At 63.4% G+C, this 16759-nt stretch carries 13 protein-coding genes and 1 tRNA gene; all 14 read right to left on the minus strand.

Annotation, left to right across the window (positions count from 1 at the left end):
• The coding region (locus AC5QAB_RS20760) for a GTP-binding protein (RefSeq protein ID WP_495233384.1) at positions 1-384 on the minus strand (384 nt) is incomplete at its 3' end.
• Positions 385-436: 52 nt separating this feature from the next.
• Positions 437-2578, minus strand: a complete 2142-nt coding sequence (gene fusA, locus AC5QAB_RS20765) for an elongation factor G (RefSeq protein WP_014646050.1) — start codon at positions 2576-2578, stop codon at positions 437-439.
• Positions 2579-2719: 141 nt separating this feature from the next.
• Positions 2720-3193 carry a 30S ribosomal protein S7 gene (gene rpsG / locus AC5QAB_RS20770; RefSeq protein ID WP_004145321.1) on the minus strand — a complete coding sequence of 158 codons (474 nt, stop codon included), beginning with the start codon at positions 3191-3193 and terminating at the stop codon, positions 2720-2722.
• Positions 3194-3205: 12 nt separating this feature from the next.
• Positions 3206-3580 carry a 30S ribosomal protein S12 gene (gene rpsL, locus AC5QAB_RS20775; protein WP_004145320.1) on the minus strand — a complete coding sequence of 125 codons (375 nt, stop codon included), beginning with the start codon at positions 3578-3580 and terminating at the stop codon, positions 3206-3208.
• A gap of 284 nt (positions 3581-3864) precedes the next feature.
• Positions 3865-8088, minus strand: coding sequence for a DNA-directed RNA polymerase subunit beta' (gene rpoC / locus AC5QAB_RS20780; RefSeq protein ID WP_014646049.1), 4224 nt, complete (start codon positions 8086-8088; stop codon positions 3865-3867).
• A gap of 89 nt (positions 8089-8177) precedes the next feature.
• Positions 8178-12332 carry a DNA-directed RNA polymerase subunit beta gene (gene rpoB / locus AC5QAB_RS20785; protein ID WP_014036099.1) on the minus strand — a complete coding sequence of 1385 codons (4155 nt, stop codon included), beginning with the start codon at positions 12330-12332 and terminating at the stop codon, positions 8178-8180.
• A 329-nt stretch (positions 12333-12661) separates the two neighbouring features.
• On the minus strand, positions 12662-13030 hold the full coding sequence (rplL, locus tag AC5QAB_RS20790; RefSeq protein WP_014646047.1) for a 50S ribosomal protein L7/L12: 369 nt from the start codon (positions 13028-13030) through the stop codon (positions 12662-12664).
• Between the two features lie 63 nt (positions 13031-13093).
• Positions 13094-13630: a 50S ribosomal protein L10 gene (rplJ, locus tag AC5QAB_RS20795; protein WP_010480377.1), complete on the minus strand. Its 537-nt coding sequence runs from the start codon at positions 13628-13630 to the stop codon at positions 13094-13096.
• A 386-nt stretch (positions 13631-14016) separates the two neighbouring features.
• The gene (rplA, locus tag AC5QAB_RS20800; protein WP_014646045.1) at positions 14017-14715 is read right to left on the minus strand and encodes a 50S ribosomal protein L1; all 699 of its coding nucleotides are present in this window, start codon (positions 14713-14715) and stop codon (positions 14017-14019) included.
• Positions 14716-14719: 4 nt separating this feature from the next.
• On the minus strand, positions 14720-15148 hold the full coding sequence (rplK, locus tag AC5QAB_RS20805; RefSeq protein ID WP_004145248.1) for a 50S ribosomal protein L11: 429 nt from the start codon (positions 15146-15148) through the stop codon (positions 14720-14722).
• Positions 15149-15406: 258 nt separating this feature from the next.
• Entirely contained in the window at positions 15407-15967 is a 561-nt protein-coding gene (gene nusG / locus AC5QAB_RS20810; protein WP_004154362.1) for a transcription termination/antitermination protein NusG, read from the minus strand.
• 10 nt (positions 15968-15977) lie between these two features.
• Positions 15978-16391, minus strand: coding sequence for a preprotein translocase subunit SecE (gene secE, locus AC5QAB_RS20815; protein ID WP_004154361.1), 414 nt, complete (start codon positions 16389-16391; stop codon positions 15978-15980).
• A gap of 49 nt (positions 16392-16440) precedes the next feature.
• Positions 16441-16516: transfer RNA gene (locus AC5QAB_RS20820), tRNA-Trp, on the minus strand.
• A 102-nt stretch (positions 16517-16618) separates the two neighbouring features.
• Positions 16619-16759, minus strand: a 141-nt coding sequence (locus AC5QAB_RS20825; RefSeq protein WP_487247787.1) for an EF-Tu C-terminal domain-related protein, incomplete at its 5' end; no start/stop codon positions are given.

Here is a 16759-nt window from a genome sequence, read left to right on the forward strand (position 1 = left end):
CACGCCGACCTGGCGCGACAGCAGGATGTGCTCACGGGTCTGCGGCATCGGGCCGTCAGCGGCCGAGCACACCAGGATCGCGCCGTCCATCTGGGCGGCACCGGTGATCATGTTCTTGACGTAGTCAGCGTGGCCCGGGCAGTCAACGTGGGCGTAGTGACGGATCGGGGATTCGTATTCGACGTGCGCGGTCGAGATCGTGATACCACGAGCCTTTTCTTCCGGCGCGGCGTCGATCGAGGAGTAATCCTTGAACTCGCCACCGAAGCGCTCGGCACCGATCTTGGTCAGTGCGGCGGTCAGCGTGGTCTTGCCGTGATCGACGTGACCGATGGTGCCGACGTTGACGTGCGGCTTGGTGCGCTCGAACTTACCCTTTGCCATTGTTCTATACCTTGATTGTTCGTAAGTGGTTTCAAGAGAGGCTGAGCGAGGCTCAGCCCTTCTTCATGACGGCTTCAGCGATGTTGGTCGGAGCCGGCTCGTAGTGATCGAATTCCATGGTGAAGGTGGCGCGGCCCTGGGTCTGCGAACGCAGCGCAGTGGCGTAGCCGAACATTTCACCCAGCGGGATCATCGCGTTGATGATGCTGGCCGAACCGTCACCGGTGGTGTCGGAACCCTGCAGCACGCCGCGACGACGGCTGACGTCGCCCATCACGTCACCCTGGTAATCCTCCGGGGTCACGATCTCGACCTTCATGATCGGCTCCAGCAGCACCGGCTTGGCCTTGGCGAAGCCCTGCTTGAAGGCCATCGACGAAGCCAGCTTGAACGCCATTTCCGAGGAGTCGACGTCGTGGTACGAACCGAACACCAGCTTCACCTTGACGTCCACGACCGGGAAGCCAGCCAGCGGACCGCTGGTGATGGTTTCGCGCAGGCCCTTTTCAACCGACGGAATGAATTCCTTCGGGATCACGCCGCCGGTGATGTCGTTGATGAACAGGAAGTCGTCCTTGATGGCCGGAGCCAGCTTCGGATCGGCACGGTCTTCAGCGGTGATCGGCGACAGCTCGATCACGACGTGACCGTACTGACCCTTACCACCGGACTGCTTGGCGTGCTTGTAGTCCGACTTGACGTCGGCCAGGGTGATGGTTTCGCGGTAGGCCACCTGCGGCGCGCCGACGTTGGCTTCAACGTTGAACTCGCGCTTCAGGCGGTCGACGATGATGTCCAGGTGCAGCTCGCCCATGCCCGAGATGATGGTCTGGCCGGACTCTTCGTCGGTCTTGACGCGGAACGACGGATCTTCCTGCGCCAGACGGCCCAGGGCCAGACCCATCTTTTCCTGGTCCGACTTGGTCTTCGGCTCGACGGCCATCGAGATCACCGGCTCCGGGAACGTCATGCGCTCCAGGATGATCGGCGCGTCCACGGCGCACAGGGTGTCACCGGTGGTGGTGTCCTTCAGGCCCACGGCAGCAGCGATGTCACCAGCCAGAACTTCCTTGATTTCCTCGCGGTTGTTCGAGTGCATCTGCAGGATGCGACCGATGCGCTCCTTCTTGCCCTTCACCGAGTTCAGCACGGTGTCGCCACCGTTCAGGGTGCCCGAGTAGACGCGGAAGAAGGTCAGCGCGCCGACGAACGGGTCGGTGATGATCTTGAAGGCCAGCGACGAGAACGGAGCCTTGTCGTCCGACTTGCGGGTCATCTCGACGGTGTCGTCGTCAACGTCCACGCCCTTCACGTCCGGCACGTCGACCGGCGACGGCAGCAGCTGGATCACGCCGTCCAGCATGGCCTGCACGCCCTTGTTCTTGAAGGCCGAGCCGCAGTACATCGGCACGATCTCGGTGGCCAGGGTGCGGGTACGCAGCGCGTTGATGATTTCAGCCTCGGCCAGCTCTTCGCCGCCCAGGTACTTTTCCATCAGCTCTTCGCTGGCTTCGGCAGCGGTCTCGACCATGAACTGGCGAGCCTCTTCGGCAGCCGCCTGCAGATCGGCCGGGATGTCGCTGTATTCGAACTTCATGCCCTGCGAAGCCTCATCCCAATGGATGGCCTTCATCTTCAGCAGGTCGACAACGCCCTTGAAGTTATCTTCAGCGCCGATCGGCAGCTGCATCGGCACGGCGACCGCGCCCAGCTTGGCCTTCAGCTGGCCGACGACCTTCTGGAAGTTGGCACCGGTGCGGTCCATCTTGTTGACGAACGCGATGCGCGGCACGTGGTACTTGTTGGCCTGGCGCCACACGGTTTCCGACTGCGGCTGCACGCCACCGACGGCACACAGGACGAAGACGGCACCGTCGAGCACGCGCAGCGAGCGCTCCACTTCGATGGTGAAGTCGACGTGCCCGGGGGTGTCGATGATGTTGAAGCGGTGCTCCGGCAGGGACTTGTCCATGCCCTTCCAGAACGCGGTGGTGGCAGCGGACTGGATCGTGATGCCACGCTCCTGCTCCTGCTCCATCCAGTCCATGGTGGCGGCGCCGTCGTGCACTTCACCGATCTTGTGGCTCTTGCCGGTGTAGAACAGGATGCGCTCGGACGTGGTGGTCTTGCCGGCATCGATGTGAGCCATGATGCCGAAGTTACGGTAACGCTCGATGGGAGTGGAACGGGCCACGGGAGCCTCTCAGATTTCTTGGATTTCGGATGGCCGAACGCCGCCTTTCGGCGGCCTTCGGATTGGCGCAGCCCTTCTGGGACCGCGAGGCAGCACGCACCGAAGTGGTGCTGCCCTGCCTGTTTTACAAGGCCGTCAAACTCACCAGCGGTAGTGGGCGAATGCCTTGTTGGCTTCGGCCATGCGGTGGGTTTCTTCGCGCTTCTTGATGGCGCCGCCACGGTTTTCCGAGGCGTCGATCAGTTCAGCAGCCAGCTTCTTCGGCATGGTGTTCTCACCACGCTTGCGCGCGGAGTCGATCAGCCAGCGCATGGCCAGGGCCATCTTGCGCGACGAACGCACTTCGACCGGCACCTGGTAGGTGGCACCACCGACGCGACGCGACTTGACTTCGACCGCCGGAGCGACGTTGTCCAGAGCCTTCTGCACCAGTTCAATGGCGTTGGCGCTGCTGTTCTTCTCGGTGATCACGTCCATGGCGCCGTACACGATCTTTTCGGCGACGGACTTCTTGCCGCTCTGCATGACCATGTTGATGAAGCGGGCGATGGTTTCGCTTCCGTGCTTCGGATCGGGCAGGACGGAACGCTGCGGAGTATTACCCTTACGCGACATAGTGCTCTCTCCTTATGCCTTCGGACGCTTGGCGCCGTACTTGGAACGGGCCTGGCGACGCTTGGCAACGCCGGCGGCGTCGAGCGAGCCACGAACGGTGTGGTAACGCACACCCGGCAGGTCCTTGACGCGACCGCCGCGGATCAGGACCACGGAGTGCTCCTGCAGGTTGTGGCCTTCACCACCGATGTAGGAAATCACTTCTTCCTGGTTGGTCAGGCGGACCTTGGCAACCTTGCGCAGAGCCGAGTTCGGCTTCTTCGGAGTGGTGGTGTAGACACGGGTGCAGACGCCACGGCGCTGCGGGCACTTGTCGAGCGCCGGCGAGGCACTCTTGTAGGTGGTCGCTTGCCGCGGCTTGCGGACCAGCTGGTTGATCGTCGCCATCAGTAGGTTCTTCTGATTGGTGGCCGGAAAATCCGACCAGAGATGCGGAAATGTTAAAGCAGGCCGAAATTCTGGCCTGCTGAGACAGACGATTGTAGCAACCTGCCAGGAAAGCAGTCAAACGCCTCCTGTCAAGCCCGTCCCTGATCCCGGGACGTTACTGGGGGGCCTCCATGTACCCCGTTCAGGTTGACAGGGTCGATCGCGGACGATCTCCCCTGCCCTTTCCCAATCCCGTCGATGGACCGATGGGGTGGTCCGGCCTTGCGGCCGGACCGGCTACCTCATTCTTCGCCCGACGCCTGTTCAGCTTCGGCTTCAACCACCGGCGCCTCGACCGCGGCCGGGGTACCGGCCAGGGTCTGCATTTCCGACTCGGTGAGACCGGAAGCGCCGCGACGGCGGTTGCTGTGGTACGCCAGGCCGGTACCGGCCGGAATCAGGCGACCCACGATGACGTTTTCCTTCAGGCCACGCAGGTTGTCCGAGGTGCCGCGGACGGCCGCTTCGGTCAGCACGCGGGTGGTTTCCTGGAACGAAGCGGCCGAGATGAACGATTCGGTCGCCAGCGACGCCTTGGTGATACCCAGCAGGACCGGATCGAAGTGCGCCGGCAGCTCGTTGCGGGCCGACAGGCGCGCATTTTCCTCGATAACGCGCTGACGCTCCACCTGTTCGCCGTTCAGGAACTTGCTGCTGCCCTGATCGGTGATCTCGACCTTGCGCAGCATCTGGCGGGTGATCACCTCGATGTGCTTGTCGTTGATCTTCACGCCCTGCAGGCGGTACACGTCCTGGATTTCCTTCACCAGGTAGGCCGCCAGCGGCTCGACGCCCAGCAGGCGCAGGATGTCCTGCGGGCTCGGCTCGCCGTCCACGATGGTTTCACCCTTGGTGACATGCTCGCCTTCGAACACGATGACCTGGCGGTACTTCGGGATCAGCTCTTCGTGCTCCGAACCATCGGTGTCCTTGATGATCAGGCGCTGCTTGCCCTTGGTGTCCTTACCGAAGCTGATGATGCCCGAACGCTCGGCCAGCACCGCCGGATCCTTCGGCTTGCGCGCTTCGAACAGGTCGGCCACGCGCGGCAGACCACCGGTGATGTCGCGGGTTTTCGACGCTTCCTGCGGGATCTTGGCGACGACGTCGCCCACGCCCACCGGGGCGCCGTCCTGCAGGTTGACGATCGAACGCGGCGGCAGCAGGTACTGCGCCGGCAGGTCGGTGCCCGGAATCGACAGGTCGTTGCCCTTGGCGTCGACGATGCGCACGATCGGGCGCAGGTCCTTGGCCTGGGTACCACGACGCTTCGGATCGGTGATTTCGCGCGAAGCCAGGCCGGTCAGCTCGTCAGTCTTCTCGATGACGGTGATGCCATCAACGAAGTCGATGAAGCGGATGAAGCCGGCCACTTCCGACACGATCGGGTGGTTATGCGGATCCCAGTTGGCCACGGTCTGGCCAGCCTTGATCGCATCACCGTCCTTGGACGTGATGGTCGCACCGTACGGCAGCTTGTAACGCTCACGCTCACGGCCGTGGGCATCGAGCACCGAGATTTCGCCCGAGCGCGACACTGCGACCAGCGAGCCGTTGGCATGCTCGACCGACTTGAGGTTGCTGAACTTGACCGAGCCGGTGGTCTTGACGGTGATGTTGTCGACCGCTGCAGCTCGCGACGCCGCACCACCGATGTGGAACGTACGCATGGTCAGCTGGGTACCCGGCTCACCGATGGACTGCGCGGCGATGACGCCGACCGCTTCACCGATGTTGACCAGGTGGCCACGGGCCAGGTCGCGGCCGTAGCAGCGCGAGCAGACACCGAACGCCGATTCGCAGGAGATGGTCGAGCGGACCTTGATGGTCTGCACGCCGGCATCTTCCAGCTTGGCGACCCAGGCTTCGTCGAGCAGGGTGTTGCGGGTGACGATCGGATCCTCGTCGTTGCCCGGCAGGAACACGTCCTCGGCAACCACGCGACCCAGCACGCGGTCCTTCAGCGGCTCGACCACGTCGCCGCCTTCCACGATCGGGGTCATGATCAGGCCTTCGGTGGTACCGCAATCCACCTCGGTGATCACCACGTCCTGCGCGACGTCGACCAGACGACGGGTCAGGTAACCCGAGTTCGCGGTCTTCAGCGCGGTATCGGCCAGACCCTTACGGGCACCGTGGGTGGAGTTGAAGTACTCCTGCACGTTCAGGCCTTCGCGGAAGTTCGCCTTGATGGGCGTCTCGATGATCGAGCCGTCCGGGCGGGCCATCAGGCCGCGCATGCCGGCCAGCTGACGGATCTGCGCCTGCGAACCACGCGCACCGGAGTCGGCCATGATGTACAGCGAGTTCATCGACTTCTGGTCGATGGTCTCGCCCTTGGCATTGACCACCTTCTCGGTACCGATGGTATCCATCATCGCCTTGGCGATGCGCTCGTTGGTGCGCGACCAGATGTCGACCACCTTGTTGTAGCGCTCGCCGGCGGTGACCAGGCCCGACTGGTACTGCTCCTGGATTTCCAGCACTTCGGCTTCGGCCTCGGTGAGGATGCCCTTCTTCTCGTCCGGGATCAGCATGTCGTCGATGCCGATCGAGACGCCGGCGCGGGTCGCGTAGGCGAAGCCGGTGTACATCAGCTTGTCGGCGAACACGACCGTGTCCTTCAGGCCCAGCTGGCGGTAGCTGGAGTTGATCAGGCGGCTGATGTTCTTCTTGGTCAGCTCGGTGTTGGCCAGCGCGAACGGCAGGCCTTCCGGCAGGATTTCAGCCAGCAGGGCGCGACCGATCGTGGTGTCCACGATCGAGGTCTTGTTCTGCTTGTTGCCGTCTTCGTCGGTCACCACCTCGGTGATGCGGACCTTGACCTTGGCGTGCAGTTCCACCACGCGGTTGTCGTAGGCACGCTTCACTTCGGCGATGTTGGCGAAGGCCATGCCCTCGCCCTTCTTGTTTTCCAGCGAGCGGGTCATGTAGTACAGACCCAGCACGACGTCCTGCGACGGCACGATGATCGGCTCGCCGTTGGCCGGCGACAGGATGTTGTTGGTCGACATCATCAGCGCACGCGCTTCCAGCTGGGCTTCCAGCGAGAGCGGCACGTGGACGGCCATCTGGTCACCGTCGAAGTCGGCGTTGAACGCGGTGCAGACCAGCGGGTGCAGCTGGATGGCCTTGCCTTCGATCAGCACCGGCTCGAACGCCTGGATGCCCAGACGGTGCAGGGTCGGCGCACGGTTCAGCATCACCGGATGCTCGCGGATGACCTCTTCCAGGATGTCCCAGACTTCGGCTTCTTCGCGCTCGACCAGCTTCTTGGCGGCCTTGATGGTGGTGGCCAGGCCACGACGCTGCAGCTTGGCGAAGACGAACGGCTTGAACAGCTCCAGCGCCATCTTCTTCGGCAGGCCGCACTGGTGCAGGCGCAGGTACGGACCGACCACGATGACCGAACGGCCCGAGTAGTCGACACGCTTGCCGAGCAGGTTCTGGCGGAAGCGACCCTGCTTGCCCTTGATCATGTCGGCCAGCGACTTCAGCGGGCGCTTGTTGGTGCCGGTGATGGCACGGCCGCGACGGCCGTTGTCCAGCAGCGCATCGACCGATTCCTGCAGCATGCGCTTTTCATTGCGCACGATGATGTCCGGCGCGCTCAGCTCGAGCAGGCGGCGCAGGCGGTTGTTGCGGTTGATGACGCGGCGGTACAGGTCGTTCAGGTCGGAGGTCGCGAAGCGGCCGCCATCCAGCGGGACCAGCGGGCGCAGGTCCGGCGGCAGTACCGGCAGCACGGTCATGACCATCCATTCCGGACGGTTGCCCGATTCCAGGAAGGCCTCGATCAGCTTGATGCGCTTGGTGAGGCGCTTGAGCTTGGTTTCCGAACCGGTAGCGGCGATTTCCTCGCGCAGGCGGGTCATTTCCGACTGCAGGTCGATCGTGCGCAGCAGTTCGTACACGGCCTCGGCGCCCATGGCGGCGTCGAAGTCGTCACCGTGCTCCTGGCGGGCCTGCAGGTACTGTTCCTCGGTCAGCAGCTGGCGGCGCTCCAGGGCGGTCAGGCCCGGCTCGGTCACCACGTACGCTTCGAAGTACAGCACGCGCTCGATATCGCGCAGGGTCATGTCCAGCATCAGGCCGATGCGCGACGGCAGCGACTTCAGGAACCAGATGTGCGCGACCGGCGACGCCAGGTCGATGTGGCCCATGCGCTCACGGCGCACCTTGGCCAGGGTCACTTCGGTGCCGCACTTTTCGCAGACCACGCCGCGGTGCTTCATGCGCTTGTACTTGCCGCACAGGCACTCGTAGTCCTTCACCGGGCCGAAGATGGCGGCGCAGAACAGGCCGTCGCGTTCCGGCTTGAAGGTACGGTAGTTGATGGTTTCCGGCTTCTTCACTTCGCCGAAGGACCACGAACGGATCAGGTCCGGCGAGGCCAGCGCGATCTTGATCGCGTCGAAGTCCAGCGTCTGGCGCTGCTGGTTGAAGAGGTTGAGCAGGTCTTTCATGGTGTTCTCCAGAAGGAGGAATGCTGTGTCGATGGGCTTTCAGTTGACTGCCAGCGGCGCGGCGGCGGAGGCCGCCGCGCCGGCATGGATCAGTTGTCTTCCAGTTCCATGTTGATGGCCAGCGAGCGGATTTCCTTCACGAGCACGTTGAAGGATTCCGGCATGCCCGCGACCATCTCGTGCTCACCGTCGACAATGTTCTTGTACATCTGGTTGCGGCCCTGCACGTCATCGGACTTCACCGTCAGCATTTCCTGCAGGGTGTAGGCCGCGCCGTAGGCTTCCAGCGCCCAGACTTCCATTTCACCGAAGCGCTGGCCGCCGAACTGCGCCTTGCCGCCCAGCGGCTGCTGGGTGACGAGCGAGTACGGACCGGTCGAACGGGCGTGCATCTTGTCGTCGACCAGGTGGTTCAGCTTCAGGTAGTGCATGTAGCCAACAGTGGTGTGGCGATCGAAGGCTTCACCGGTGCGGCCGTCGTACAGCTGGGTCTGGCCGCTGCTCGGCAGGTCGGCCAGTTCCAGCATGCGCTTGATTTCCGCTTCGGTGGCGCCGTCGAACACCGGGGTAGCCATCGGCACGCCGTCGGTCAGGTTACGGGCCAGGCGCAGCAGTTCCTCGTCGCTGAACTGCGACAGGTCGACACGGTTGGCCACGTTGGTGTCGTCGTGGTTGTAGATGTCGTCCAGGAACTTGCGCAGGTCGGCGACCGCCGCCTGGGCTTCCATCATCGCCTGGATCTTGCGACCCAGACCCTTGGCGGCCCAGCCCAGGTGCACTTCCAGGATCTGGCCGATGTTCATACGCGACGGCACGCCCAGCGGGTTCAGCACGATGTCCACGGTTTCGCCCGAGGCCATGTACGGCATGTCCTCGACCGGCACCACGTTGGAGACCACACCCTTGTTGCCGTGGCGGCCAGCCATCTTGTCGCCCGGCTGGATGCGGCGCTTCACGGCCAGGAACACCTTGACCATCTTCAGAACGCCCGGAGCGAGGTCATCACCGGCGGTGATCTTGCCGCGCTTGTCGGCGAAGCGACGCTCGAACTCCTTCTCGTGCGCCTGGATCTGCTTCTGCGCGCGCTCGATGGCTTCCGAAGCGTCCTCGTCCTTCATGCGCAGGGCGAACCAGTCAGCCTTCTTCAGGCCGTCCAGGAAGGCGTCGGTGATCACGTCACCCTTCTTCAGGCCAGCGCCACCGTTGACCACCTTGCCCACGATCTGCGAACGCAGACGCATGTAGATGGCGGCTTCCAGGATGCGGAACTGGTCGTCGAAGTCCTTCTTGACGCGCTTGATTTCAGACTCTTCGATCTGGCGGGCGCGCTTGTCCTTCTCAATGCCGTCGCGGGTGAAGACCTGCACGTCGATGACAGTGCCGTCCATGCCCGGCGGAACGCGCAGCGAGCTGTCCTTCACGTCCGAAGCCTTCTCGCCGAAGATCGCGCGCAGCAGCTTCTCTTCCGGGGTCAGCTGGCTTTCGCCCTTCGGGGTGACCTTGCCGACCAGGATGTCGCCGGCGCGGACTTCCGCACCGATGTACACCACGCCGCTCTCGTCCAGGCGGTTCAGCGCCTGCTCGGAGACGTTCGGGATGTCGGCGGAGATTTCCTCCGGCCCCAGCTTGGTGTCACGCGCGACGCAGGTCAGCTCTTCGATGTGGATCGTGGTGTAACGATCCTCTTCCACCACGCGCTCGGAGAGCAGGATGGAGTCTTCGAAGTTGTAGCCGTTCCACGGCATGAACGCGATCAGCATGTTCTGGCCCAGGGCCAGTTCGCCGATGTCGGTGGACGGACCGTCGGCCAGCACGTCGCCGCGGGCGATGACGTCACCGACCTGGACCAGCGGGCGCTGGTTGATGCAGGTGTTCTGGTTCGAACGGGTGTACTTGACCAGGTTGTAGATGTCCACGCCTGCGTCGGTGGCGCCAACGATCTCTTCCTCGTTGACCTTGACCACGATGCGGGCCGCGTCGATCTGCACGATCTCGCCACCACGACGGGCGTTCACGGTCACACCGGAGTCACGCGCCACGGCGCGCTCGATGCCGGTACCGACCAGCGGCTTCTGCGCACGCAGGGTCGGCACGGCCTGACGCTGCATGTTGGCGCCCATCAGTGCGCGGTTGGCGTCATCGTGCTCCAGGAACGGAACCAGCGCGGCCGCGATCGACACGGTCTGCATCGGCGAGACGTCCATGAAGTGGACTTCCGCCGGCGGCTTCAGCAGCGATTCGCCCTGGAAGCGGCACGGAACGAACTGCTCGGTCAGCACGCTGTCGGCATTGGTCAGGGCGTTGGCCTGCGCAATGACGTACTCGTTTTCTTCGATCGCCGACAGGAACTCGACTTCGTCATAGACCTTGCCGTCCACGACCTTGCGGTACGGGGTCTCGAGGAAACCGTACTGGTTGGTGCGGGCATACACGGCCAGCGAGTTGATCAGGCCGATGTTCGGGCCTTCCGGGGTTTCGATGGTGCAGACGCGGCCGTAATGGGTCGGGTGCACGTCGCGCACTTCGAAGCCGGCGCGCTCACGGGTCAGACCGCCCGGGCCCAGGGCCGAGACGCGACGCTTGTGAGTCACTTCCGACAGCGGGTTGTTCTGGTCCATGAACTGCGACAGCTGCGAGGAGCCGAAGAACTCCTTGATGGCAGCGGCGACCGGCTTGGCGTTGATCAGTTCCTGCGGGGTCAGGCCTTCCGACTCGGCCATCGACAGGCGCTCCTTGACCGCGCGCTCGACGCGGACCAGGCCGACGCGGAACACGTTCTCGGCCATTTCACCGACCGAACGCACGCGACGGTTGCCCAGGTGATCGATGTCATCGACCACGCCGCGACCGTTGCGGATCTCGGTCAGGACCTTGATCACGTCCAGGATGTCGGAGCTGTCGCCGTGGGCAGCGACCAGGCGCTTGGACTCTTCGTCGTTGCGCTCACCGAAGTACTTGCTGTCGTACAGCACGGCTTCGCCGGTGGTTTCCTTGCGGCCCACGCGACGGTTGAACTTCATGCGGCCGACCGCGGACAGGTCGTAGCGCTCGAAGGTGAAGAACAGGTTGTGGAACAGGTTCTGCGCGGCATCCTTGGTCGGCGGCTCGCCCGGACGCATCATGCGGTAGATCTCGACCAGGGCTTCCAGCTGGGTCTTGGTCGGATCGATGCGCAGGGTGTTGGACAGGTACGGGCCACGATCCAGGTCGTTCACCCACAGGGTGCCGACCGCATCGACGCCGGCCTTGCGGAAGGCCTGCAGCTGCTCGTCGGTGATCTCGTCGTTGGCCTGGGCCAGCAGTTCGCCGGTCGAGGCATCGACCACGTCGTGCGACAGGATGCGGCCGACGATGTAGTCGTCCGGCACGGCCAGGGCGGCGATGCCCGAGGCTTCCAGCTGCTTGATGTGGCGCGCGGTGATGCGCTTGCCGGCTTCCACGATGACCTTGTCGCCGTCGGCGAGGTCGAAGCCCAGGGTTTCGCCACGCAGGCGCTCCGGCACCAGCTCCAGCTGGACGCCTTCATCCGGGTTGATGTGGAAGGTGTTGATCTCGAAGAACTCGGCCAGCATCTCTTCGTTGCTGTAGCCGAGCGCGCGCAGCAGGATCGACACCGGCAGCTTGCGGCGACGGTCGATACGGGTGAACAGCGCGTCCTTCGGGTCGAACTCGAAGTCCAGCCAGGAGCCGCGGTAAGGAATGATGCGGGCGCTGTACAGCAGCTTGCCCGAGCTGTGGGTCTTGCCACGGTCGTGGTCGAAGAACACGCCCGGCGAGCGGTGCAGCTGCGAGACGATGACGCGCTCGGTGCCGTTGACGATGAAGGTGCCGTTCTCGGTCATCAGCGGGATTTCGCCCAGATAGACCTCCTGCTCCTTCACGTACTTGATGGCCTTGGTCGACGACTCACGGTCGTAGATCACCAGGCGCACGGTCACGCGCAGCGGGGCGCCGTAGCTCATGCCGCGCTGGCGGCACTCACGCTCGTCGAAGACCGGTTCGCCCAGCTTGTAGCCGACGTATTCCAGGGCAGCATTGCCGCTGTAGCTGGCGATCGGGAAGACCGACTTCAGCGCAGCGTGCAGGCCGTGGTCCGTGCGCTTGGCCGGATCGACGTTTTCCTGCAGGAATTCACGATAGGAATCCACCTGGATGGCGAGCAGGAACGGCACTTCGAGAATCGAGCGCTGCTTGCCGAAATCCTTGCGGATACGCTTTTTTTCGGTGAACGAATAGGACGTCATGAGGTCTTCCACCTTGTTGTGCGGATCGTGCGCCCACGATCCGAAGGGAACTTGAAATTGTCAGTTGGAAGTCGCTGGTATTGCCGGCACCAGCACGCCTTCTCCCGCTACTTCCAACTGCCAACTCGTCTGCTACCACTCCCCCGCTGCCGCGCCGTGCGCTGGCCTGCCGGGGTTTGACTGCAGCCCGTGTTGGGCTTTTTCCTGCTTTTGAAACAGTCGACTAACAGTCGACCCTACCGGTACCGCAACAACGACCAAAGGCCGGGGGCTTACGCCCCCAGCCTTGGCTGCATCGCCGTGAATAGGTGACGATGCAAGGTAACTGCTTACTTGACTTCGACAGTCGCGCCAGCAGCTTCCAGGTCCTTCTTCATCTTCTCGGCGTCTTCCTTCGAAGCGCCTTCCTTCAGGACGCCACCGGCTTCGGCCAGGTCCTTCGCTTCCTTCAGGCCCAGGCCGGTGATGGCGCGGACGGCCTTGATGACCTCGACCTTCTTCTCGCCGGCGGTCTTCAGGGTGACGGTGAACTCGGTCTGCTCTTCAACAGCAGCGGCCGGGCCAGCGGCAGCAGCCACGGCAACCGGAGCAGCGGCGGAGACGCCGAACTTCTCTTCGATGGCCTTGACCAGCTCCATCACTTCCATCAGGGACTTCTCGGCGATGGCGTCGACGATCTGTTCGTTGGTAAGGGACATGATTAATACCTTTGGATGATTTTCTGGGTTGAGGTTCCGTCAGGAACCACGGTAAGTCGAAACTCAGGCGGTCTCGGCGGCCGGCTCGGCAGCGTCGGCGGCGACATCGCCACCCCCCTGCTTCTCGCCAACGGCCTTGATGGCGCGGGCAAACATCGTGACCGGCTCGGTCAGGACGCGGGCCAGCATGGCCAGGGCCTGGTCGCGGGTCGGCAGCGAGGCCAGCACTTCGACGTGGCTTGCCGGGAACACTTCGCCACCGATGGCGACGACCTTAGCCTTCAGCTTGTCGTTGCCCTTGGCGGCTTCCTTGATCAGGCGACCGGCAGCGCCGGGCTCCTCGAGCGAGAACGCGTACAGCAGCGGACCAACCATCTGGTCCTGGGCGACTGCGAACTCGGTGCCTTCAACGGCGCGCGAAGCCAGGGTGTTCTTGACAACCTTCAAGAAAACACCGGTTTCACGAGCCTGCTTGCGCATCGCGGTCATCTGGGCGACCGTGGTGCCAGCGTATTCGGCTGCGATCAAGGAGTGGGCCTTGGCGGCGACGTCTGCCAGCTCGGCGACTACTTCTTGCTTCTGGGACAGATTGAGAGCCATTGCACTCCTCCTATTGAACTCCGCTTACGGCTCCTGCCGTGTGCGGTCCTGTGCGGCATCCGTCCTGGACGCCGGGAACATCGGGATGATGTTCCGGGGGTGGGCCGTTCTAGACCTGGAGTGGGCCAACCTGGGAAACCCAGACGTGCGTGAACCAGAAAAACTCCAGAAGGGCACCATCTACGCAGGGTGATTCCGGGGAATCGATTAAGCGCTCATGACTGCTCCGGCGGCGACTCCTTGCCAGATCGAGCTTCCGTGCCCGTCGCCGGTATTGCCACGACCGCGCCTGCGGTCTTTGACGGCTACCGCAGGCGATGCACTGCCAGCGATGCCTTCAAATGTCACGATCACGGCACCGAAGGTACCGTGACCGCTTGAAACAATTACTTCAGGGTCAGCGACGACTGGTCGACGGTGACGCCCGGGCCCATCGTCGAGCTGACCGAAACCTTCTGCAGGTAGGTGCCCTTCGAGGTGGCCGGCTTGGCCTTGATCAGGTCCAGCAGCAGCGCGGTCAGGTTCGACTTCAGCGCGTCTTCGGCGAAGTCGGCCTTGCCGATGGTGCAGTGGATGATGCCGGCCTTGTCGGTGCGGTAACGGACCTGACCCGACTTGGCGTTCTTCACGGCTTCACCCGGGTTCGGGGAAACAGTGCCGACCTTCGGGTTCGGCATCAGGCCGCGCGGGCCCAGCACGGTGCCCAGCTTACCGACGACGCGCATGGCGTCCGGGGTCGCGATGACGACGTCATAGTTCAGATCACCGGCCTGCATCTTCTCGGCCAGATCGTCCATACCGACGGCTTCGGCGCCAGCGGCCAGGGCTTCATCAGCCTTGGCACCGGCCGGAGCGAACACGGCGACGCGGACCGACTTGCCGGTACCGGCCGGCAGCACGGTGGAGCCACGGACCTGCTGGTCGGACTTCTTCGCATCGACGCCCAGGCGCACGGCAACGTCGATCGACTCGACGAACTTGGCCTTGGTGGCGGTCTTCAGGATGTTGATCGCGTCCTCGAAGGCGTACGCCTTGCCCGGAACGACGGCGGCCTTGATGGCCTTCTCACGCTTGGTCTGTGCCATCTTATTAACCCTCCACCACGAGGCCCATGGAACGGGCAGAGCCAGCGATGGTACGCACGGCGGCGTCCAGGTCGGCGGCAGTCAGATCCGGTTCCTTCGCCTTGGCGATCTCTTCCAGCTGCTTACGGGTGACCTTGCCGACCTTCTCGGTGTTCGGGCGCTTGGAGCCCGACGAGATGCCAGCGGCCTTCTTCAGCAGGGTGGTAGCCGGGGTGCTCTTGGTGATGAAGGTGAACGTACGGTCCGAGTAGGCCGTAATGATCACCGGAACCGGCAGACCCGGCTCGAGCTTCTGCGTGGCAGCGTTGAACGCCTTGCAGAATTCCATGATGTTCAGACCACGCTGACCCAGCGCAGGACCGACCGGCGGCGAGGGGTTGGCCTGACCGGCCTTCACCTGCAGCTTGATGTAACCGACAACTTTCTTTGCCATGTGAGTGCTCTCCGGGTGCTAGCGCCTTTCGACAACAGGCTCCCCATCGGACCGGGAATCACGCGTCCCGGCATCGCGTTTTGAAATCATGCTGAAGGCCACCTAGCGGCGGCCTCGTTCTGCTGGCTTTCCCAGCAGGGAGCCGCGAACTATAACAGGTTTTTTCTTCACATGCCTGAAGCGGCAGGTAAACGAACGAAACCGGGCCAGGCCCGGTTTCTGGTCCGACGCCGAGCCATGCTCGACGCTACAGACAGGTCAGACGGCCTTTTCGACCTGGCCGAACTCGAGTTCGACCGGGGTCGCACGACCGAAGATCAGCACCGAGACGCGCAGACGGCTCTTCTCGTAGTTGACTTCTTCGACGACGCCATTGAAATCATTGAACGGACCGTCGGTGACGCGGACCATCTGGCCCGGCTCGAACAGCACCTTCGGACGCGGCTTCTCGACACCTTCCTGAACGCGGTTCAGGATGGCCTCGGCCTCGGAATCGGCGATCGGCAATGGACGATCGGCAGTACCGCCGATGAAGCCCATCACACGCGGGGTTTCCTTGACCAGGTGCCAGCTTTCGTTGTCGATGCGCGGAATACCGGCTTCTTCGTGGGTCTCGATCTGGACCAGCACGTAACCCGGGAAGAACTTGCGCTCGGAGCGGCGCTTCTGGCCAGCGCGCATCTCGACCACTTCTTCGGTCGGGACCAGGACGTCGCCGAAGCGCTCTTCCATGCCGTCACGGACGATGCGATCGCGCAGGGCCTGCGCCACCGACTTCTCGAAGCCCGAATAGGCGTGAACGACGTACCAACGCTTCATGCAATTCTCCTTAGCGGCTCAGGAACCACTGAGTCAGTTTCTGGATCAGGAAGTCGAAGCCACCCAGCAGCAGGCTGAGGATGAGCACCACGACGATCACGACCCAGGTCATGCGGATGGCTTCCTGGCGCGTCGGCCAGACCACCTTGCGCAGTTCGAAGCGCGACTCGGAGAGGAATTCGCGGGTGTCGCGCCCCTTGCCGGTCAGCATGAACACGCCGATACCGCCAACCAGACCGACCACGACCGCCAACGCACGCAGCTGACCTGCCCACGCACCCAGCTGGGCGGCGCGACCAGAGTCGGCGGAGAACCAGAACCAGACGAACAGACCGGCCAGCACCAGCAGCGATGCGGCGACGTACTTGACGATATCCCCGCCGTGGGCGGAGTTGTCCTTGGAGTGTTCGATCTTGCTATTCATCCGGCTGTGTCTGCTTTAGCGGCGCAGGCCGCTGGGTAAGGTGGGCAGATGGCACGCCAGGAGGGACTCGAACCCCCAACCTGCGGTTTTGGAGACCGCTGCTCTGCCAATTGAGCTACTGGCGTACGTTGAAAACTTGCCTTCCCTTAGACGGCGAAGGCGGACCGAGGTTCCCGGCCCGCCATTCGCGTAACCGGCGGCGCTATGCAACCACCGGTACTGCAGGCTTACTCGATGATCTTCGAGACCACGCCGGCGCCGACGGTACGGCCGCCTTCGCGGATGGCGAAGCGCAGGCCTTCGTCCATTGCCACCGGGTTGATCAGGGTGACGACCATCTTGACGTTGTCACCCGGCATCACCATTTC

The sequence above is a fragment of the Stenotrophomonas sp. YJH_SMC_127 genome (assembly GCF_059372445.1).